The 19,614-nt window shown below is 65.5% G+C and carries 21 protein-coding genes; 14 read left to right on the top strand and 7 right to left on the bottom strand.

From position 1 onward, the window contains the following. Nucleotides 1-82 precede the first annotated feature (82 nt). Genes ACQP1G_RS23600 through ACQP1G_RS23610 form a run of 3 tightly spaced genes read left to right on the top strand, consistent with a single transcriptional unit; the run spans nucleotide 83 to nucleotide 3,533 of the window. Nucleotides 83-1,357 carry a hypothetical protein gene (locus ACQP1G_RS23600; RefSeq protein ID WP_433191725.1) on the top strand — a complete coding sequence of 425 codons (1,275 nt, stop codon included), beginning with the start codon at nucleotides 83-85 and terminating at the stop codon, nucleotides 1,355-1,357. After that, the gene (locus tag ACQP1G_RS23605; RefSeq protein WP_433191726.1) at nucleotides 1,354-2,343 is read left to right on the top strand and encodes a glutamate ABC transporter substrate-binding protein; all 990 of its coding nucleotides are present in this window, start codon (nucleotides 1,354-1,356) and stop codon (nucleotides 2,341-2,343) included. Before ACQP1G_RS23600 ends, ACQP1G_RS23605 begins: the two co-directional genes overlap by 4 nt. After that, nucleotides 2,340-3,533 (top strand): hypothetical protein, encoded by a 1,194-nt coding sequence (locus ACQP1G_RS23610; protein WP_433191727.1) that lies wholly within the window; start codon nucleotides 2,340-2,342, stop codon nucleotides 3,531-3,533. The genes ACQP1G_RS23605 and ACQP1G_RS23610 overlap by 4 nt, the downstream gene beginning before the upstream one ends. Here the strand turns inward: ACQP1G_RS23610 and ACQP1G_RS23615 are convergent. After that, nucleotides 3,502-3,978: a hypothetical protein gene (locus ACQP1G_RS23615; RefSeq protein WP_433191728.1), complete on the bottom strand. Its 477-nt coding sequence runs from the start codon at nucleotides 3,976-3,978 to the stop codon at nucleotides 3,502-3,504. The genes ACQP1G_RS23610 and ACQP1G_RS23615 overlap by 32 nt on opposite strands. Here ACQP1G_RS23615 and ACQP1G_RS23620 point away from each other — a divergent pair. From ACQP1G_RS23620 to ACQP1G_RS23635, 4 genes are read left to right on the top strand one after another with little or no spacing between them, the layout of a single operon-like run. Beyond that, nucleotides 3,977-5,986 carry a tetratricopeptide repeat protein gene (locus tag ACQP1G_RS23620; protein ID WP_433191730.1) on the top strand — a complete coding sequence of 670 codons (2,010 nt, stop codon included), beginning with the start codon at nucleotides 3,977-3,979 and terminating at the stop codon, nucleotides 5,984-5,986. The genes ACQP1G_RS23615 and ACQP1G_RS23620 overlap by 2 nt on opposite strands. Beyond that, entirely contained in the window at nucleotides 5,983-7,047 is a 1,065-nt protein-coding gene (locus ACQP1G_RS23625) for a phosphatase (RefSeq protein ID WP_433191731.1), read from the top strand. Before ACQP1G_RS23620 ends, ACQP1G_RS23625 begins: the two co-directional genes overlap by 4 nt. Next, nucleotides 7,044-8,330, top strand: a complete 1,287-nt coding sequence (locus ACQP1G_RS23630; protein WP_433191733.1) for a vWA domain-containing protein — start codon at nucleotides 7,044-7,046, stop codon at nucleotides 8,328-8,330. Before ACQP1G_RS23625 ends, ACQP1G_RS23630 begins: the two co-directional genes overlap by 4 nt. After that, nucleotides 8,330-8,992 (top strand): FHA domain-containing protein, encoded by a 663-nt coding sequence (locus tag ACQP1G_RS23635; protein ID WP_433191734.1) that lies wholly within the window; start codon nucleotides 8,330-8,332, stop codon nucleotides 8,990-8,992. The genes ACQP1G_RS23630 and ACQP1G_RS23635 overlap by 1 nt, the downstream gene beginning before the upstream one ends. A gap of 54 nt (nucleotides 8,993-9,046) precedes the next feature. On the opposite strand, the gene ACQP1G_RS23640 is transcribed toward ACQP1G_RS23635, so the two are convergent. From ACQP1G_RS23640 to ACQP1G_RS23655, 4 genes are all read right to left on the bottom strand, one after another. Further along, on the bottom strand, nucleotides 9,047-9,280 hold the full coding sequence (locus tag ACQP1G_RS23640; RefSeq protein WP_433191735.1) for an ArsR/SmtB family transcription factor: 234 nt from the start codon (nucleotides 9,278-9,280) through the stop codon (nucleotides 9,047-9,049). Nucleotides 9,281-9,539: 259 nt separating this feature from the next. Continuing rightward, entirely contained in the window at nucleotides 9,540-10,847 is a 1,308-nt protein-coding gene (locus tag ACQP1G_RS23645) for an IS630 family transposase (RefSeq protein WP_433191736.1), read from the bottom strand. Between the two features lie 81 nt (nucleotides 10,848-10,928). Further along, on the bottom strand, nucleotides 10,929-11,582 hold the full coding sequence (locus ACQP1G_RS23650) for a hypothetical protein (RefSeq protein WP_433191737.1): 654 nt from the start codon (nucleotides 11,580-11,582) through the stop codon (nucleotides 10,929-10,931). 525 nt (nucleotides 11,583-12,107) lie between these two features. Beyond that, a complete protein-coding gene (locus ACQP1G_RS23655; RefSeq protein WP_433191738.1) occupies nucleotides 12,108-12,869 on the bottom strand; it encodes a dienelactone hydrolase family protein in 762 nt (253 codons plus the stop codon). Nucleotides 12,870-13,803: 934 nt separating this feature from the next. Between ACQP1G_RS23655 and ACQP1G_RS23660 the strand changes: the two genes are divergently transcribed. Both ACQP1G_RS23660 and ACQP1G_RS23665 read left to right on the top strand, forming a co-directional pair. After that, complete coding sequence (locus ACQP1G_RS23660; protein ID WP_433191739.1) at nucleotides 13,804-14,079, top strand: hypothetical protein; 276 nt, start codon at nucleotides 13,804-13,806, stop codon at nucleotides 14,077-14,079. Then, nucleotides 14,079-14,408, top strand: coding sequence for a hypothetical protein (locus ACQP1G_RS23665; protein ID WP_433191740.1), 330 nt, complete (start codon nucleotides 14,079-14,081; stop codon nucleotides 14,406-14,408). Before ACQP1G_RS23660 ends, ACQP1G_RS23665 begins: the two co-directional genes overlap by 1 nt. 4 nt (nucleotides 14,409-14,412) lie before the next feature. Here the strand turns inward: ACQP1G_RS23665 and ACQP1G_RS23670 are convergent, their stop codons facing one another. Beyond that, a complete protein-coding gene (locus ACQP1G_RS23670; RefSeq protein ID WP_433191741.1) occupies nucleotides 14,413-15,027 on the bottom strand; it encodes a DUF305 domain-containing protein in 615 nt (204 codons plus the stop codon). Then, nucleotides 15,017-16,498 (bottom strand): LVIVD repeat-containing protein, encoded by a 1,482-nt coding sequence (locus ACQP1G_RS23675; RefSeq protein ID WP_433208743.1) that lies wholly within the window; start codon nucleotides 16,496-16,498, stop codon nucleotides 15,017-15,019. Before ACQP1G_RS23675 ends, ACQP1G_RS23670 begins: the two co-directional genes overlap by 11 nt. Before the next feature lie 200 nt (nucleotides 16,499-16,698). Between ACQP1G_RS23675 and ACQP1G_RS23680 the strand changes: the two genes are divergently transcribed. From ACQP1G_RS23680 to ACQP1G_RS23700, 5 genes are all read left to right on the top strand, one after another. Beyond that, complete coding sequence (locus ACQP1G_RS23680) at nucleotides 16,699-17,058, top strand: hypothetical protein (protein ID WP_433191742.1); 360 nt, start codon at nucleotides 16,699-16,701, stop codon at nucleotides 17,056-17,058. A gap of 181 nt (nucleotides 17,059-17,239) precedes the next feature. Further along, nucleotides 17,240-17,485 carry a microaggregate-binding protein 1 gene (mbp1, locus tag ACQP1G_RS23685; protein ID WP_433191743.1) on the top strand — a complete coding sequence of 82 codons (246 nt, stop codon included), beginning with the start codon at nucleotides 17,240-17,242 and terminating at the stop codon, nucleotides 17,483-17,485. Between the two features lie 255 nt (nucleotides 17,486-17,740). After that, nucleotides 17,741-18,241: a DUF6328 family protein gene (locus ACQP1G_RS23690; protein WP_433191744.1), complete on the top strand. Its 501-nt coding sequence runs from the start codon at nucleotides 17,741-17,743 to the stop codon at nucleotides 18,239-18,241. A gap of 224 nt (nucleotides 18,242-18,465) precedes the next feature. Next, nucleotides 18,466-18,864, top strand: coding sequence for an STAS domain-containing protein (locus ACQP1G_RS23695; protein ID WP_433191745.1), 399 nt, complete (start codon nucleotides 18,466-18,468; stop codon nucleotides 18,862-18,864). Nucleotides 18,865-18,990: 126 nt separating this feature from the next. Continuing rightward, a complete protein-coding gene (locus ACQP1G_RS23700; protein WP_433208746.1) occupies nucleotides 18,991-19,614 on the top strand; it encodes a PAS and ANTAR domain-containing protein in 624 nt (207 codons plus the stop codon).

Here is a 19,614-nt window from a genome sequence, read left to right on the forward strand (position 1 = left end):
CCCCGGTGCGATGGGCGGCAAACCCGAATTCCCTCCCGTACTATCGCGATCGGAACACCGGCCGGGTAGACGAAGGGGGACGGTGTTGAAGATTCGCCTACCGGCGACCATGCGCAGCGGGGGTGCGTGGTTCCGACGCTTGGCCAGGACGACCCCGGGTGCGATCGGCGCGGTCGCCGTCATATCCGTGGTGTTGTGTCTGCTCGCGGGTTCGACCTCCGCCGATCAATTGAGCGGCAAGGTCGCGCGCCGCGATACGGTGCTCGAGCGCACCGAACCGCTGGCCTACGCCGCACAGACGCTGTACGTCGCGCTGTCGGCCGCGGACGCGTCGGCGGCCACGGCCTTCCTGTCCGGCGGCATCGAATCACCGCAAGTGCGCGGAAAATACCAGCAGGCGCTCGCTGCGGCGGCAGCCGCGCTCTCGGAGGCGACCACCGGCGCCGCCGATCAGCAGACCAGGACGATCGTCGCCAAGATCGCGGCCGACCTGCCCGCCTACACCGGCCTGGTCGAAACGGCGCGGGCGAACAACCGACAGGGCTTTCCGGTCGGCTCGTCCTATCTGCACGAGGCATCGCTGTTGATGCAGAATTCGTTGCTGCCCAACGCCGAAAGGCTCAGCAAGGACCGCATGGCGGGGCTGCGGCAGGATCAGCACGATATCGGTGCACTGCCGTGGACGACCATTGTGTTGCTGCTGCTGGTGCTCATCAGTTGTGGCGCAGGAACTTTCGTACTGCTGCGCCGCACGAATCGCCGGGTGAACCTCGGTCTCGCAGTCGGCGCGGGCGCGACCGCCGTCGCGCTGCTGTGGCTGATCGCGGCGACGACCATCGCCGCGACGGCACTCGATACCGGCAAATCAGGGGCGACGAGTCGCTTCGAAGCCTTGACCCAGGCCCGGATCCTGGCCCAGCAGGCACGCACGGACGAAACCCTCGAGTTGATCACCCGGGGCGATATCACCGCGAGCGAAACCGATTACCGCAAGCACACCACCGAACTGGCGGATCTGTTGGCGACCGTGACCGGACCCGATTCCGCGGCCTCGCGGGGGGTGCTCAGCTGGACCGCCGGACATGCAAAACAGCGCGAAGCGTATGAGGCGGCAAACTATCCGGGGGCGGTGGCGCAGGCCATCGGCACCGGTTCGGAATCTTCGGCGATGCGGTTCGCCCAACTCGATCAACTGTTGCACGACAACCTCATCGAGGAACGCAGTGAGTTGCGCGACGGGGTCGATTCGGCGGGTGCGGCATTGACGCTCGCTCCAGCGGGGACGCTGGTGCTGTTGTTCGGCGCGGCGGCCGCGCTCATCACGGGGCTGTGGCCACGGCTGAAGGAGTTCCTGTGAGGTGGCGACGGCACGACTTCGCGCGGCTGATGGTGGCCGCGGCACTGGTCTCGATGAGCGCGCTGGTGACCGCATGCGGTTCCGGCATCAAGGCCCCGATGTCCACCGACGTGGCCGCGATCGACCCGAAGCCCGACCTCACCGAGATCACCACACCGCCGCAGTCCGAATCCGACGGCAACTGCGACGCCGAGGCCAGCTTGCGCCCCGGTCCGCTGCCGAGTCCCGGTGCGATGCCGCAGGGTTCGACGATGGCGGCTATCGTCGCTCGCGGCAAGCTGCGGGTCGGCGTGGATCAGAACACCTATCTGTTCGGCTTCCGCAACCCCGCCACCGGACAGCTCGAGGGCTTCGATATCGATATCGCGCGGGAGATCGCCCGCTCCCTGTTCGGCGACCCCGACAAGATCGAATTGCGTTCGGTCACCGCGGCCGAGCGGATACCCGCCCTGCAGAACAAGCAGGTCGATCTGATCGTGCGCACCTTCTCGGCGACCTGTGAGCGGCGCCGCGACGTCGACTTCTCCGGTGTCTATTACCGTGCGACCCAACGTATTCTCGCCGTCCGCAACTCGGGCATCCGGACCAGCGCTGATCTGGGTGGTAAGCGGGTATGCGTCACTCGCGGCACGACTTCACCCGGCCCGCTGTTCACCCTGCCGAAGCGGCCGATCGTCCTCGGTGCATCCAACTGGACCGACTGTCTGGCCGCGTTGCAACAGGGCCATGTGGACGCGATCAGCGCCGACGATCCGATCCTGGTCGGTCTGGTCGCCCAGGATCGGAACCTGGAGATCGTCGGTGAGGTGATCGGCACCGGCGCCTATGCGGTCGGCATCGCGCAGGGGAGTCCGGATCTGGTCCGCTTCGTCAACGGCGTACTCGAGCGCATCCGCAGTGACGGCACCTGGCAGCAGCTCTACAGCAGCAGACTGAGTGCGCTCGGACCATCGCCGGGACCACCCGATCTCCGGTACAAAGAGTGAGAACGGCGACCATGCAGCTACTCACACTCGCCGAGATCGACGGTGAATTGGCCGCACGCACAACCGAACTCGACGCCATCACCGCCACTCTCTTGGAACTGGACAAACATCCGGGCCACACACTGCTACAGCGCTATCCGCCGGCCGGACTGACCGAACAGCGCTGGCTGCCGGTGCGCGCCGCACTCGCGCTGATGTGGGAGGACTACGGCCGCCTCGAGGGCATCCTGGATTCGGCGAAGAAGGTGCGCGGCACTCGTACTCGGCTCGACGACAGCGAACGCGGCGAACTCACCCGGCTCTTGCGCGGGCTGCCCTACGAGGCGTCGCGCAGACCGATACCGATGGCGCAACGTTCGCTCACCGGACCCGCGGAAGAGGTCCTATTCGTCGGACTCGCCGATACCGTTGATCGCATGCGGGCCACCTTCCCGGAGATCGCCGAATTCTTCGACGCGGTCGATGCGGTGAACACCCGGGTGATGTCGGGCCTCGCGCCGCTGCAGGACATGGTGGACAAGGCGCGCGCCGCCGGGGGCGAGACGACCGAACTGCGCGCGATCGGCGATGGCATCGCCGCAGTGTTGAGCCGTTCGGCGACCGATCCGCTCGCGCTGACGGTATCGGAGATCGACGCGCGTATCACCGAGTTGTCGGGGGAGTTGCGGCAGGTGGCGTCGATCCTGGCCGAACTCGATGCGGTGGCAGCGGATTGGGCCGGGTCCATCGCCGAGACACGCAGGCGCCTAACGGTTTTGCGCGACACCCGAGCACGGGCAGCGGCGGCCAGGGCGCAGGTCGAAGTGAAGATTCTGGCGGGCCCGCTGCCGGTGCACACCGACGACTCCGCCGCGCTCGGCGCACAATTGGATGTGCTCGCGGCGCATCCTGCGGCGGCCGCGGACCTGGTGCGCTTGCGCGGCCGGATCGCCGACGCGACGGCCGGTGCGGCCACCGCCGAGGGACTGGCCCAGGGGCTGTTGGATCGACGCGTCGAACTGCGTGGGCGGCTGGCCGCCTATCGGGCGAAGGCGGCCCGACTAGGTGTCGGCGAGGACCGAGATGTGCTGGCCGCCGATCAGATCGCGGCGGGCCTGCTCACACGCAGACCATGTGATCTCGCGGCCGTCACCCGGGCGGTCGCCGACTTCCAGCAGATCATCGGGGAGAAATCGGGGCGGGGAAGATGACCTGTAATGAGCCGGGATGCGGCGGCACCATCGAAGACGGATACTGCGTGGTCTGCGGCACGGCACCCACCGAGGCCACCACGGTATCGGCGGAAACGCCGGTGGCGCAGATGAATTCGGGCGAGGGGCAAACGTGCACCGAACCCGGTTGCGATGGAGCCATCGTAGGCGGGTACTGCGATACCTGCGGCACGGCACCTGCCACGGCCGCAGCGGAAACGTCGGTGGCGCACCAGGGTTCGGGCGAGGGGCAGACGTGCGCCGAGACAGGCTGCGGCGGAACGATCGTCAGCGGGTACTGCGACATGTGCGGCACTGCACCGGCGATATCCGCACCATCGAGTCTGTCGACACGCTCGGCCAGCACCCGCGCCTCCGGGCGCTCGGTGCGCACCGGCCGGTCTTCGTCGAAGTCCAGTGCGCGCGGTCGGCTCGGCGCCGGCATGGTGGATGTGCCGCGGATACCGCGCATCGATCCGGCCACCGCGGTACTGGCCGATCCTCAGGTCGCCGAGGGAAAACGGTTCTGCGGCACATGCGAACGGCCCGTCGGCCGCGGCCGCGACGGGATACCCGGTCGCACCGAGGGCTTCTGTCCGAACTGCGGCACCCAGTTCTCCTTCGCGCCGAAGCTCAGCAAGGGTGATCTGGTCGGCGGCCAGTACGACGTTGTCGGCTGTCTGGCCCACGGCGGACTCGGCTGGATCTATCTGGCCACCGACCGCAATGTCGGCGGCCGCTGGGTGGTGCTCAAGGGCCTGCTGAATTCCGGCGATCTGGACGCGATGGCGGCGGCGGTCGCCGAGAAACGGTTCCTGGCCGAGGTCGAGCACCCCAGCATCGTCAAGATCTACAACTTCGTCGAGCACCGAGGCGCCGACGGTGTCGCGGTCGGCTATATCGTGATGGAGTATGTCGGCGGCACCTCGCTCAAACAGATTCTGCGCGCCCGCCGCGACAGCGACGGCAGCTACCTGCCGCCACCCCAGGCCATCGCCTACATCCTGGAGATGCTGCCCGCGCTCGGCTACCTGCACTCGCTCGGCCTCGCCTACTGTGATTTCAAGCCCGACAACGTGATGCAGACCGATGAGCAGCTCAAACTCATCGATATGGGCGCGGTGATCGCCATGGACGATCAGGACAGTCCCATCTACGGAACCATCGGTTATCAGGCGCCGGAGATCTCCGAAACCGGGCCGACTGTCGCGACCGAGGTATACACGGTGGGCCGCACACTCGCGGTGCTGATGATGAATGTGCCACAGCAGGGCGGACATTTCGGCGCGCTGCCGACGCCGGACGCCGAACCGTTACTGGCGCAATATGATTCGCTGTATCGATTCATCGAACGCGCGACCGATGCGGACCCCGAGGCGCGATTCTCCTCGATGGAGGAGATGGCCGATCAGCTGACCGGAGTACTGCGCGAGGTCCTGAGCACCGATGACGGTGTGCCGCGTCCCGGAATGTCGGCGTACTTCGGGCCGCCACGCGGCGTCTTCGGGGTGCAAGAGGCCCCGACACCGGCCAGTATTGTTGCGGCACTGCCGGTTCCGCTGGTCGATCCGAACGACAGCGGTTCAGCACTGCTGGCGACCACCGGCGGGACCACGCCAACGGAACTGGAGCACGCCTTCGAGGCCGGGCTGCGGTCGGTGCTCACGACGCGCGGTGCGTCGGTGGAGATTCCGTTGCGGCTGGTGCGCGCCGCGCTCGACGTAGGCGATCCGGCCGATGCACTGCGCCGTATCGACGATCTGGCCGACACCCTGCCCGGTGACTGGCGGCTGGCCTGGTATCGCGGCCAAGCCGAATTGCTCGCGGGCGGTTTCGATGCCGCCTATGCCGATTTCGATGCCGTATACGCCGCGCTGCCCGGCGAGGCCGCACCGAAGTTGGCGGAGGCAGCCGTCGCCGAGTTGGCGGGCGCGCAACCGGACAAGCGGCAGGCCGCGCACTATTACGACACCGTCTGGCGCACCGATCACAGCTTCGTCAGCGCCGCTTTCGGCCTGGCCCGGCTCCGCAACGCGGATGGTGATCGCGAGGGCGCGGTGACCGTCCTCGACGAGGTTGATGCGACATCGGCGCTCTATACCGAAGCTCGCCTCACCGCTGTGGAGACAATGCTGGCCGATCGCACCCCCGACGAACTGTCCGAACCGATCCTGCGAAATGCGGGCGGACGGGTCGAGGCCCTGCGCATCGACTCGAAAAGCCGTGGCGCACAGGTACGGATGCGCGTGCTCGATGCCGCGCTGAAGTGGTTGTCCGCGGGCAAAACACCGACAACACATGGAGCGCTGCTCGGCGCGAACCTCGATCAGGACGGAGTACGGACCGGTTTGGAGCGCTGCTATCGCGACCTCGCTCGCGAAACCGATGACATGTGGGCACGATTCGAGCTGGTGGATCGGGCCAATACGATCCGGCCGAGGACGACCTTATGACAGCACCGAAAGCTGCGGTGTCACCGCGATGCCCGGAATGCGGGGCGCGGGTCGGGGTGGCCGACCGGTTCTGCGAGGCGTGCGGACGAGAGCTCGGCGCGCGCCGGGTCGCGCTGCCGCATTCGGATCCGGATGCGACCCCCAACTGTGAGGGGTGCGGCGGCACCAGCTATGACATCGACGGTTACTGCCGCGGCTGCGGGCAGCTGCGTCCGGAACCGGACCGGTTCGAGGCCGATCTGGGCGCGTTGTACGTCGCGACCGATCGCGGTATCGCGCACGCGCGCAATGAGGATGCGGTCGCGGCCGCGGTTATCGAGCACGCGGACGGGCGCCCCATCGCCACGGTGATCGCGGTCAGCGACGGTGTCTCCACGTCGGAGGATCCGCAGGTGGCTTCGGGGGCTGCGGCACGCGCTGGTGTCGATGCCTGCCTGACCGCATTGGCCGAATCACTGTCCGGCACAGCGGTTGTCATGGCCGGGCTCACCGCGGCGTCGCGGGCAGTCCGCGATATCGCGGTGCACGATGGCCACGCCCCGTCGTGCACCTACGTTTCGGCCATCGTGCGCGGATATGGGGGCGACGGCGTGGAGATCACTGTCGTGAATGTCGGTGACAGCCGGGCATATTGGTTGCGCGGTGACGGCATCGAACCGATTGCGGGCGGGAATGCGCCGTCGCGGCGACTGAGCGTGGACGATTCGTGGGCACAGGCACTGGTCGACGCCGGCGCGATGGATGAGGAATCCGCGATGCGGGATCCGCGGGCGCATACGTTGTTGCGCTGGCTCGGAGCCGACAGCGAGGACAAACCATGGGCGGACAGATGTGTGCAGACCTTCCACACCACCGGCCCCGGGGTGTTGCTGCTGTGCAGTGACGGACTCTGGAACTACGTATCCGATCCGGCGGAGCTGGCGCGGATGGTCACGGGGATGCCGCGTAGGGAGGCGGCGCGGGGCCTCATCGAATTCGCGCTTCGGTCCGGGGGGAGCGACAACATCACCGTCGCATTGGTGCCGATCGGGCCATCGGTCGATGCAGGAGAAGCACGGTGAGTTCCTTGGCGGATAAGGGTATTTCGGTAGCGATCGACCAGAACGAATATCTGGCCGAGGGCGCGGATACGGTGGACGCGGTGGTGACCGTGGAGACCGGCGCGGATTTCGTGGCGGCCGGACCGGCGCCGCAGCGGCTGGAAGTGCTGATCATGGACTGCTCCGGATCGATGGCTACCGGCAAGAAGTTCGAGGGTGCGCGCCGGGCCACCCTGGCCGCGCTCGATGTGCTGAAAGACGGCACCCGGTTCGCGATCATCGAGGGCACCTCGATGGCGCGGTTGATCTATCCGAGCGATAAACCATCGGTGCCGGCCAACCGCGACACCAGGGCCGCGGCTCGCCGCGCGCTGGACAAGTTGCGTCCCAACGGTGGCACCGCCATGGGCACCTGGCTCGGACTCACCCGGCAGTTGGCCAAGAAGCACCCCGACGCGATGGTGCACGCCATCCTGCTCACCGACGGCAAGAACGAACACGAGGAGCCCTCGGCGCTGGCCGCCGAGATCGAGCAATCCGAGGGGATATTCACCTGCGATTGCCGCGGCGTCGGAACCGACTGGCGGGTGGACGAATTGCGCACCATCGCCTCGGCGCTGCACGGCACCGTCGATATCGTCGCGAATCCGGCCAACCTGGCCGCCGACTTCGCCGCCATGATGCAGACCTCGATGGCCAAGGCGATTCCGGAATTGACACTGCGGGTGTGGACACCGGCGGGCGCGAATGTCCGGTTCGTCAAACAGGTCGCGCCGACGATCGAGGATCTGACTACGCGGCGCACCGATGCCGGAGCGCAGTTGGGGGAGTACCCGCTCGGGGCCTGGGGTGCGGAAGACCGCGACTATCACGTACAGGTGCGGGTCGAGCCCGCCGCGCCGGGGCGGGAGAAGCTCGCGGCGCGGATCAGTGTGGTCGCGGGTGAGCAGGTGGTCGGGCAGGGACTGGTTCGTGCGGTATGGACCACCGAGACCGAGCTTTCGGCCCGAATCAGCAGGCGCGTCGCGCATTACACCGGACAGGCCGAACTCGCACAGGTCGTGCAGGAGGGGTTGAGCGCGCGCAAGAACGGCGATGTGGAAACCGCGACGGCGAAGCTGCGGCGTGCGGTGCAGTTGGCTGCCGAATCCGGGAACGAGGGCACGGCGAAACTATTGCGCGGTGTGGTCGAGGTGGACGAGCACAACGGCACCGTGCGGTTGCGCGCCAAAGTCGAGGCCGCCGACGAAATGGCCTTGGACGCACGGTCTACCAAGACGGCGCGGGTACGCAAGGAGGGTTGATGGCGATTGCGACCTGTCCGGACGGGCATCACTCCGTCGCGACGGACTACTGCGATGTCTGCGGTTCGCCGATCGGGGCGCCCGCTCCGACGGTGGCCGCCGCGCTGTGCCCGTCCTGTGGGTCGCCGAGCAGCGGCCGATTCTGCGAAGTCTGCGGACATGACTCGGCGCTGCCGACTCCGGCGGCGCGGACGCCGGAGTTCGCGCCGACCGAAATCGCCACTGTCACAGAGGTTGCCGCCGCGCCCGGAGCGCTCATGTGGGTCGCAACCATTACCGCGGATCGCGAATTCTTCGATCGGGTGCAAGCCCGCAAGGGCCCCGACGCCGATCAGGTCGAATTTCCGGCGTTCTATCCCGAGCGCCGAATCACCCTGCGCGGCACCGACATCCTGATCGGCAAGCACAGCGTCTCCCAGGGCCTGCAACCCGATATCGATCTGGGCATCGCCCCCGCCGACGCCGGAGTCTCACGCGCTCACGCAACCATTCACATCGCCGACACCGGTATCAGCATTACCGATCTCGGCTCCACCAACGGCACCAGCCTCAATGGCAGCGAGGACCTGATTCCGGCGAGGGTGGCGGTCCCACTGCAGAGCGGCGACCACATCCACCTGGGTGGCTGGACCACCATCGTCGTGTCGGCGGAATCAGCCTGATCACTCACCGAGTAGGCGACGTGCGGAACTGGTCCACGTGAATGGTCAGGTCGTTCAGTGCTCCGCCGTGGTGTCCAGCAGGGAACGCAGCCCGGCCAGCTTCTCGCGCCAGAACCGCTCGAACGGGTACAGCCATTCCTGGATCTCGTACAGCGGGGCCGCCTCGAGTCGATACAGCCGCCGCCGCCCGACCTTGTTCTCGCTGACCAGTCCGGCCTCCCGCAGCACCCGCAGATGTTCGGAGAAGCTCGACCGCGTCATCTCGAAGTGCGCGGCCAGATCGGTCACCGGCCGGATCCCAGTGGCACCCACCGGAAGTTACGCGATCCTGACGCCCGCGACGACGAGTGAGCAGGCGTTGCCCAGTGGCTGGGGCCACACTGGTTGTCGACGCCGACCGATCCATGAAGAGGATCGACTCGGGATGCCGAATCGAAGAGGCACAAACCAAACGGTGTAAGCCGATCGGCCGGAAAGCCAGCCGTAACCGTCACCGTGTCCTGGGACTCGTTAGCTAGTGTCGTGCGCCAGAAATTCTGCCCTTAAGTTATCGAGTTGATTGTGTTGATGTGGTGGGGTTGATTTTCGCGAGGTAGTCGGCGAGAGATTTGAGGATCTCGTCGGCTGTTTTCGTCCAGGTGAACGGGCGCGGGTTGTCGTTCCAGGTGTCGATCCAGTCTTTGATGTCGTCTTCGAGGGCTTTGACCGAGGTGTGGACGCCGCGGCGGATGAGTTTGTCGGTGAGTAGGCCGAACCAGCGTTCGACCTGGTTGAGCCAGCTGGATCCGGTTGGGGTGAAGTGGATGTGGAAGCGAGGGTGGCGAGCCAGCCATGCCTTGACCTCGGCGGTGTTGTGGGTGGCGTAGTTGTCGCAGACCAAGTGCACGTCGAGTTCGACTGGAACGGCCTTGTCGATGGTGATCAGGAATTTCTTGAACTCTCGCGCGCGGTGGCGGCGGTGCAGTTCGCCGATGACGCTACCGTCGGTGATGTTGAACGCGGCGAACAGGCTGGTGATGCCGTGGCGCAGGTAGTCGTGGGTGCAGCGCTCGGGCGTGCCCGGCATCATCGGCAGCACCGGCTGGGAGCGGTCCAGGGCCTGGATCTGACTCTTCTCGTCGACGCAGAGCACAACAGCCTTCTCGGGCGGATTGTGGTAGAGCCCAACGACATCGACTACTTTCTCCACGAACAGCGGGTCGGTGGACAGCTTGAACGAGTCCTGCAGATGCGGCTTGAGATCGAAGCGTTTCCAGATCCGCCCGATCGTCGACTTCGACAGCCCGCTGCGTTCGGCCATCGACGCCCGTGACCAGTGGGTGTCCTTGCCCGGGGTCGACTCCAAAGTCGTGATGACCACGTCTTCGACCTGGTCGAGCAGGATCGACGGCGGCCGGCCCGGCCGTGGCTCGTCGGACAACCCGTCCAAGCGGTCGGTGATGAAACGAGCCCGCCAGCGGACCACGGTCTTTTCGTCCACACCGAGGTCGGCCGCGACTTGCCTGTTCGTCGCCCCCTCGGCGCAAGCCAGCACGATCTTCGCCCGCATTGCCAGATACTGGGCCGTCTTGGCCCGGCGCGCCCACGAAATCAGTTGCACGCGTTCGGCATCGGTCAACATCAACTCCGCCTTCGGTCGCCCCTCGCGACCCCGGTCCAACAGCCCATCCAACCTCTTGTCGGCGAACTTGCGCCGCCATCTCGCCACCGTCACCACCGCGACACCGATCTGCCGGGCCGCACCAGCATTCGACATGCCATCAGCACACGCCAGCACGATCCGGGCCCGCTCGGCCTCACGCCGATCCGGCGACTCCGACCTGCACACCAACTCGGCACGCTCGTTGGCGGACAAGGTGATCTCAACAGCAGAAGGTCCACGATGCGGCACAAAAACAGGCTACTAACTTAAAGACTGAATTTCAGGCGCGACACACTAGCGCCATCCCCCGATGGGGTGGTCTGGCACTGTCACTTCCCCTCCAGCACTGTCGAGGCAGAACCAATGCCAGTCACCATTCAGGTGATGGAATGCGTCAGACGCGGGAGAGGCGCCGGTGAGCTGGGCAAACCCTCCGCCCCCGCTCGAGCAGTTGCCCGTCATGGGGCTGGTCCTGAAGTAGATACCCCAGGCGTAGCCGTCCGCACTGTCGATGCGGTAGAGCCCGAGCTGGTGACCTTCGAACGTCCGCGGATCGACACCGTTGCGCACCTGCTGTGCGGCGTCATCGAAGCTGTGCGCTGAGAACTGCCAGCGCACAGCGATCGGTAGGTCTGCGCTCCACGCAGCCACCGTGGACGCCACCACCAGCGCCGGCGCAAGCAAGGGACTCAGCTCGGGTACCCGAAGCCGCCGGGTTACGACTACCCGGGTCAGGTAGCCGATGATCACGCAGAACAACCCGAACGACGCGCTGATCAAAAAGAATCGCAACAGCAACGACTCGGCGCCGTCTGGGGCGCTTGCCCGGACGAGTGCGCCCAGGCAAGACGCAACCGCGCAGGCGAGCAACAGGTACCAGGCGAGCTGTGACCGGAATCGCCGCCTGTCCTGTCGACCGGGAAGGTTGTCGGACTGCGCCGTGCTCATGCCGGAAGCCTAGCCGGCAAGCCGGTTTCAATCCCCTGGCCCGGGCGGCGAAGCCCAGCCCGGACACCTCCAAGGATGTCAAAACTCGCCCGGTGTCCGCACCGCGCCCATCTCGACCGTCTCCCGCGCTACCGCAGATAGTTTCCCGAGCCGCCCCCTCGCGAACGTACCGTCGCGCCAGGACGATTCGCAGTCTATTGGTGGTGCCATCCCATATTTGATGTGCTCGTATCCCTCCGGGAGTCACGGATTTGCGGGCGCTGGCCGGGCTCGCATGGCGGCGCAGTTGGGAGTAGTGGTGCAACCGGCCGGCATCCGGCGCTAACACAGTGATGCCTCGGGAAGCGTCCCGAGGCATCACGAAACGTGTTGTGCTCTTTGCTATTTCTTGCCTGTTCCGCTGTCGCCGCTTTCACGTCACCACATGTCCAGTGGACTGCGAGTGTTGCAGGGAGTGCATGACCGGCTGCTGGCTTGTGGCCGACGTGCGTGGTCGGACTCCGGATCCGGGTTGGGTTTCCTCAGCTACTGGCGCAGATTGCGGTCGAACAGGGCCAGCAGTTCGCGGTAGTGCCGTTCGGCAGCTTCGAGGTCGTGGGCGGAGGTGTCGGCCTGGGTGTAGCCGTGTTGGGCCCCTTCGTAGACCTCGGTGCGGTAGCGGACGCCGGCGGCGTCAAGTGCCTTGTCGAACTGGGCGATGTGTTCCGGAGTCATGTGGTGATCGACGCCGGCGTGGGCGAAATACAGCTCCGCGGTGATGTTTCCGACGGTCAGGTGCGGACTGTCCGGGGTGTCGGTGACGAGCGGTCCGCCATGGAATCCGGCCACCGCCGAGACCCGATCGGGGAACATGGCGGCGACCAGCACCGCCAGCCGCGCCCCCATGCAGTAGCCGGTGAGGCCGACCTTCCCCTCGGAGACCTGCGGCGACGCTGCCAGCCACTCGAGGTAAGCGCCGGCATCGGAACGCAGGAGCTCCGGTGTCAGCTCGCGGATCATCGGGAAGACCTGCTGGAAGATCTCCGGCCGCTGCGCCGGGTCGATGAAGTCCGGCAGCTCGATCACCGGCGACCGCCCGTGCCGGTAATAGGCGTTCGGAAGCAGGACGGTGTAGCCGTGGGCGGCAATACGATCGGCCAGCGACCGCAGGCTGGGCCGCAGTCCGAAGCCGTCCTGAATCACCAGCACTCCTGGATGGGCGGCGCCATCGTCGGGGGAGGCGACGTATGCGTCGGCGACACCATCGGGTGTCTGCACGTCTACCGAAATACCGTGCGTTGCAGTCATCGTTGAATCCTTCTGTCGTGGTTGATGTCCTGTGATCAACACGACGAAGGCGGAGCCCGCGCAACGCAGGAAACTCGATCGAAAAGCGGGCCAACACCGGCCCGCGCTGCGCTCAGAACAGCACCGGGTAACCAATCCGTGTGTGGCGCATCGCCGTCCCGGTAGTCATCGCCTCACACCGTAGCCCATCGGACAGGACCGACGTCAACTCTGAGGTCGCCATCGCCACTCGGCGACCTCGCCACCTGACTTCGACACCGAACCACCTCTGCGCTACTCGGCCTCCCATGCTCAGAATCCTCATCGGTGATGAGACTGCCCAAGGGTTCGGGCATCGGCAGCTCTTCCTCGGCGATCTGCAGGAACACCTGATCGCGTCATAGCAGATCCAACCGTGCATCGACGGTGCCGAAGGCCAGGTTCCGGCTCAACTGCTGCCGCCACGCTTCCACCATCGCCTCTCACACCTGCACGTCCGGACGCAGCAACAGCACCCCGGCCGCCACGACCCGATGAGCCGCCCCGGCGACCTCCAACCTCCGCGATCCCGCCACCAACCACCCAACATCTGCCGAACGATTCGTTCATCAGATGATCAGGGCCCACAGAAAAGCGTCTGATCACAGCCCTGGCCATGACACATTCCGGAACGTCACCGCAAGTCCGCAATCGTCGAATACTCCCAGCTCAGAACCCAAAAACGTTGACACGGAGAATCATTCATCAGATGAAATACGGGCCAGAGGGCAGATAGTGTGCCGCTATCTGCCGTAAATCCTTAGCGCCGGATCGGGCGGATTTACTCCTCGACCCCCGGTGACGACCTTGGCGTGAGCCATGTTCATGATCTCGAACATAGGTAGGAAAAATCCTATATGTTAAGAATAGTGAATAGCGACCAATCGGTCGGTTACTATGCGCGTAGTATGTGTTCATGGGGTTCGAGTGGCCGGACTGGGCGTTCGCGCACCTGATCGGCATCGGACCCCGGGAGGTACGCCAAGTCCTCGAAGGCACCAGGCGGTGGCCGCGGATCGCCGATGACGGGAACGTCACGGTGTTGTCGGTCTGGGGGCGCACCGGTGCCGGGCGGCCGTTGATCGTGGCGACGCGCCGGCAGGACCAATGGACCTGGCTGATCATCGGCGCCCGCGAAATGCGTGCCGACGAACTGACAATGTTCGAGGAGTGGGAACAGGAGAACCGGTGATGAGCGAGAAGGAGTTCCCGTCCACCCCGGACGAAGTGACGGCGTTCATGGATCGGCTGACCTTCAGCAATGAATCGGTCCCGCCGGATAAGGCGCCGCCGCCGCTCGCCCCCGGTGACGACATCGTGGTGACCAGTTCCATCCGCATGCCGCTGGAACTGCACACCCGGGTCAAACAGCTCGCCGATGCTCGAGGCATCGGCATGTCGACGCTGATCCGCGAGTGGATGGAGGCGGCCATCGCCGAACTCGACGGCGATCAGTTGATCTCGCGCGCCGACGCGGTGCGCGCACTGTCGCGGCTGCACCCGATACACCGGGCGAGCTGATACATCAGGGGAACGGCAGGGGTTGGCCTTGCCGGGCGGTCAATAGTGCTGTCATCTGGCCGATTTCGTTACCCTGCTCGTTGACCATCTCCAGCGCCGTCCGGGTGACCGCCGGGGCGGAGCCGGTATTGAAGGCGGTCTGCGCCATCTCCACACCGCCACGGTGATGGCGAATCATCAACTGTAGGAACAGGACTTCGGCCTCTGTGCCGTGCATCCCGGCTAGTCGGGTGATCTCGGAAGTAGACGCCGAACCTGGCATGGGTGCGCCGTGTCCGGTGTGCTCGTGACCCATCCGGTGCATCGGCTGATCCGTGCTCAGCGGTAGATCGAACAGTTGCAGCCAGCCGCGCAGCTGGGCGATTTCGGCGGTCTGCGCCAACACGATCCGCTCCGCTACGCCGCGAATCAGCGGCCCCGCGTCGGCGGGCAGGGTTCGAGCGAGCAGCACCGCCTGCTCATGGTGGACCGACATGTCCTGGGCGAAGCCGATATCCACGGTCGAGAGCGGGCCGGTACGCCCGGCATCGACCGGTCGATGTGCCCAAAAACCGCCCGCTGCACCGACTATCAGGAAAATCGCAGCCACCGCCGCCAATCGCAGGCGTTCACGAGCCAATGGTCGACTCCTGATCGGCAGGCGGTGTGTAGATTCCGCTATCCAGCCGCAGCGCCATGAAACCATTGTCGGTGCAGGTGGTCCAGATCTGATCACCATGGAACATCGGCGGCGACAGGCACCAATCCGAGCTGATATCGCCGCCGAACATCATGCCCGAGCGCGGGCCGAATATGGTGGTCGGATCGAGTTTGCCGTTGACCAACTCGCGGGCCAATGGGACGTAATTCCAGACCGGAGCGCCGATGATCGACGTATCGGCGTGCACCGAATTCAGCAGCTGCCCTTGCTTTCCCGTCTGCGCCGGCGGGTTGTAGTAGGCGATCTCCCGGATATCGCCGGGATCGCGCACATCGAAGACACGGATGCCCGAGGCGATCCAACTGCAGGCCAGTGCGGTCGGATCCGCGGGCCGATCGGCGACGCAATAGTGTGCGTCGTAGGAGAAGATTCCGTTGCCGGTCGCCGATTGGGCGTGGTCGCCGAGGTGCGCGGGCATATTGATCTCGAGTTTGATCGTCGCGACCTTCCTGGCATCGGCCGGATCGGCGACGTCGATCAATTTCACACCGCCGGAACCGGCTTCGTCGCCGGTGAAGATATACGGCCTGCCATCGTAGGTGACCGGAACGGACTGCTGGTTGAAGTACCCGTCGGCCCAGTGATACGTCGCGATCTGCGGAACCACCGGATAGGGATCCCGGCGCTGGATCGCACTGATATCGAGGATATTCATCCCGTTCTGGATGGAGAAGTACATGGTGTTGCCGTCCGGGCTGATACCGAAACCGTGTGCGGTCAACGACTGCAGCCCGTTCCAGATAACGTGCGGATTCGCCGGATTGCTGACGTCGATCGCGGTGAGCAGCCCTGGGCTGGTGCTGGAGGCCCAGTAGGTATTGCCGTCGGGGGAGAAACCACCCTCGTGCGACAGAAATGGCAACGGCATTGTCAGATCGGTGCCGGGACCGGGGTTGAGCAGTACCGGATGGGCGCAGTCGGATATGTCGTAGATCGAGAAGTATGCGGTGCCAGTGGTGATCGGAACGGCGGTCGCGGCCAACAGCTTCCGCGCGGAATTCACTTTCAGGGACTCCCACGTGCCGCCCAGCATCGCGGGCTCGTTCAGCGTCGCGGTGTGCACCGGGTCGGCCGGATCCGAGACGTCCAGGACGTGTACGCCCGGCGCCGCCCCATCGAGCAGGTTCCCGGGGAAGAACGTGCCCGTGTACGAGCAATGGTCGTAGGTCGGCGAGAGAATCCCGCCGCCCTGCTGCTGCAACCCGCCGACGAACGAGAGGTTGCACCGATACCCCTCGGTGCTGCGCCCGCTGGCCCGATCCGCCGCCGGAACATCGCCCTGCAAACCTGTCTCCGGCAACGACCCCGCGCCGCACTCCGCCTTCGGCACGGCGGACTGTTCGATATCGGTCCAGGTGAATACCCCGGCCCGCGCGGGCGAGCCGATCATTGTGCACGAAACAACCAGGGCCGCAACCGCACCCAGCATCGACAGTCGTGGCATCCAGCCCCTCCGAACAGCACGTGAGACGCCCGCACTACCAATTGGTCAACCCCACCCGGCGCGCGGATTTAGAACACGTTACAGCCCGAGTCCGCGACGTGAGCGCGTTTTCGGAACGGTGGCGCCGCGCTGCGATCATGGTAGGTATGGAATCGGCCGTCTACCTGATCACCGGCATCCGAGCCGCTGGGCAGTCGACTGTCACGCAGGCGCTCGCACAGCGGTTCCCGCAGTCGGCGCAGGTGCGCGGAGATGCGTTCCGGCACTTCATTGTCGGCGGTCACCTCCTCGGCGTGGCCGCGCCAGTGCGCACCGATAGCGAACCCGGTGGCACCTCGGCCTCGAAGGTCGACCAGACATCGGAGCGCTCGGCACCGGCCTTCAGCGTCATGGTCTGCAGCTGTCGCCCCGCACCGGATGCCAGTAGCAGCGCATCGGTCATTGTTCCTCGCAGGGATATCGGGCCGCGGGCGGCGTCCGGGGTCGAACCGAACTTGGTCGACTGACCACACGAATGACGCTAGCCGGAACGGCGGGATTCGGTTCTGGTAGCGATAGTGCTACGCAAGAACTTGCCCTGCGCATTGGGCGAATCTGCCACGAAAATTCGGAATTTCGATTCAACGGGCCGATCCCGGGTATGCGGCCAGTGTCCACCTGATAACCGATATTTCGGAGGTAGATATCGTGTCCGAGCACAAGAGCAGTCCCCGCGAAGGGCTCGAAGGCGTCGTCGAAGGCGCCAAGGGCAAGGTCAAGGAAGCGGCTGGCGCGGTCTTCGGAAACGACGATCTGCGGGACGAAGGCAGGTCCCAGCAGGAAAAGGCGGAATCACAGCGTGCAGCGGCCAAAAAGGAAGCGGCCGCTGAGAAGGAGCGTGCCGAAGCCGAGCTACAGGAACAACGCCAGCGCGCTCACCAGCAGGGTCGGTAGTTCTCGATAATTGCTGCCCGTAACAAGAGAAATGGGTTGCCGGACGTATATCCGGCAACCCATTTCTCTGCGCCTGTCGACTGATGCACTGTTTGTCCCTTTCCTGCGCGACGAATTCACTACACGGAGTATCGCTCTTGCTGATCGCCTTTTCGGCCTCTCTGCAACCGCTCGCAAGCGCGGCGGCCGCGGCTACTTCCGCGGCAATGGAAGATCGCCGTGTGTATGCCCGCGCGACGCGGGTATGCGCCACCTGTGACCGCCGGTGATCAGAACTGGGACCACCAAGCCAGGCAGGAGACCGAAACCCAACGGCTGGACCGCAATTGGGCCAGCCTGATCCAGGAGTTGCGGGTGGTGCAGACGGGTGTGCAATTCCTCATCGGATCGCTGTTGCTGCTCCCGTTCCAGGCTGGATTCGCTACGTTGTCGCAGCCGATGCGGCTGGTCTATCTGGCCACCGTGGCCGCGGCGATGGGGGCGACGGTATTCCTGGTCGCACCGGTGTCATGGCATCGGATCCTGTTCCGGCGACATCGGCTGGGCAATGTCGTCGCTGCGGCGCATCGCTGCGCCATGGCCGGGATCGCGCTGCTCGGACTCGCGCTGACCGGTGCGACGATTCTGGTGATGGACACCGTCGCGGGGCCGGTCGCGGGGGTGGTGTCGGGGGTAGTGGTCGCAGCGCTGTTCGCGACGGCCTGGGTGCTCGCACCGTGGCGCTGGCGCGGTGTCGGCGACCGAGCGGATGGTTGAATCAGGACAAGTCGCCGTGCCAGACTAGGGACAGGTTGAGACTACAGCCGACCCGGTCCGACACGCGACACGCACGGTGCGGGACCGGCCAGCGGGAGCTGGCGTAGCGACACCTGACGCACTATGGCGACCACCGACGCGGCACAACGAACAAGCCGGGTCACCGCCCCTCCCGCCGTCCGATCCTGTTGCGCAGGGCCGGGCATCCCTCTGGGAGGTTCGATATGTCCGCCATTCTTCAGTACCGATCCGACGGTAAGTACCGCGCCGGCTTACGGCCGCGGAGTCGGTTCTGGGCACAACGGATCGATCGCCGTAAACAGTGTGTGGTCATCCGCGCCGAGGGCGAACTCGATGCGGCCGCACTCCCAGAATTCCGCGCCATGCTCGAACGGGCGGTGACCACCCGCTGCCATGCTGTCGTCTTGGACCTGCGTGCCACCAGATTCCTGAGCATCCGGGCCGCGGCGACGATCGGTGCGATCACCCATCGGGCCTCACACGGCGGTCCGAACGTGCGGATTGTGGCGGGTCGCCGCGAGGTCGACCGGGTGCTCACCGTCACCGGCGTACGCGCCGTGTGTTGCGATTTTCCAACGATGCGCGCCGCGCTCGACACCTGAAGTGCCTTAAGTCCCTGGTCTGGCCGATATCCGCCATTGGGCCTCGGCGCACTCCATACTGGCGCTGTGAGAGAGAGTCGATCGGCTTCACCCCAGGATGCGCAAGCGTTGGGCCGGGTTATCGGCATGGGTAAGCCACAGCGTGTCGGCACCTTCCGCTTCTGGTTCGCCGATCAGCGGTGGGAGTGGTCCGACGAGGTCGCTCTGCTGCACGGATACGAGCCGGGAACAGTGGTACCGACGACCGAACTGCTGCTTTCGCACAAACATCCCGAGGATCGCGCGCAGGTGGCCGATACCTTGGCCAAATCCATCGAGACCGCACGGCCGTTCTCGAGCCGGCACCGGATCATCGATACCGCGGGCCACGTACACCATGTGATCGTGGTCGCCGATCAGATGCTCGACGAGACGGATGCGGTGATCGGCACCTCCGGGTACTACATCGACCTCACCGCCGCGCTCGAGGAGCGTCAGCAGCAGACCCTGGACGACGCGCTGCCCGAACTGTACGAGGCCCGGGCCGTGATCGAGCAGGCGAAGGGCGCGCTGATGCTGGTCTACGGTCTCAGCGCCGACCAGGCATTCCGGGTGCTGAGCTGGCGCTCTCAGGAGACCAATATCAAGCTGCGGACGCTGGCCACGCGGTTGGTCGCCGATCTGAGCTCGCTCACTCATTCGATATCCGATCTGCGCACGAAGTTCGACCATGTGCTGTTGACTGCGCATGAACGGATCGGGGCCGACTGA

This window comes from Nocardia sp. CA-107356 (assembly GCF_050946365.1).
Classification (GTDB): domain Bacteria; phylum Actinomycetota; class Actinomycetes; order Mycobacteriales; family Mycobacteriaceae; genus Nocardia.

Bases quoted from the DNA above. Each gene is read 5' to 3' on its own strand.
- ACQP1G_RS23625 (WP_433191731.1), top strand. From the start codon at position 5,983: ATGACAGCACCGAAAGCTGCGGTGTCACCGCGATGCCCGGAATGCGGG.
- ACQP1G_RS23695 (WP_433191745.1), top strand. From the start codon at position 18,466: ATGTCCGCCATTCTTCAGTACCGATCCGACGGTAAGTACCGCGCCGGC.
- ACQP1G_RS23660 (WP_433191739.1), top strand. From the start codon at position 13,804: ATGGGGTTCGAGTGGCCGGACTGGGCGTTCGCGCACCTGATCGGCATC.
- ACQP1G_RS23650 (WP_433191737.1), bottom strand. From the start codon at position 11,582: ATGAGCACGGCGCAGTCCGACAACCTTCCCGGTCGACAGGACAGGCGG.
- ACQP1G_RS23635 (WP_433191734.1), top strand. From the start codon at position 8,330: ATGGCGATTGCGACCTGTCCGGACGGGCATCACTCCGTCGCGACGGAC.
- ACQP1G_RS23675 (WP_433208743.1), bottom strand. From the start codon at position 16,498: ATGATCGGCTCGCCCGCGCGGGCCGGGGTATTCACCTGGACCGATATC.
- ACQP1G_RS23700 (WP_433208746.1), top strand. From the start codon at position 18,991: ATGGGTAAGCCACAGCGTGTCGGCACCTTCCGCTTCTGGTTCGCCGAT.
- ACQP1G_RS23665 (WP_433191740.1), top strand. From the start codon at position 14,079: ATGAGCGAGAAGGAGTTCCCGTCCACCCCGGACGAAGTGACGGCGTTC.
- ACQP1G_RS23620 (WP_433191730.1), top strand. From the start codon at position 3,977: ATGGTGGATGTGCCGCGGATACCGCGCATCGATCCGGCCACCGCGGTA.
- ACQP1G_RS23680 (WP_433191742.1), top strand. From the start codon at position 16,699: ATGGAATCGGCCGTCTACCTGATCACCGGCATCCGAGCCGCTGGGCAG.
- ACQP1G_RS23655 (WP_433191738.1), bottom strand. From the start codon at position 12,869: ATGACTGCAACGCACGGTATTTCGGTAGACGTGCAGACACCCGATGGT.
- ACQP1G_RS23615 (WP_433191728.1), bottom strand. From the start codon at position 3,978: ATGCCGGCGCCGAGCCGACCGCGCGCACTGGACTTCGACGAAGACCGG.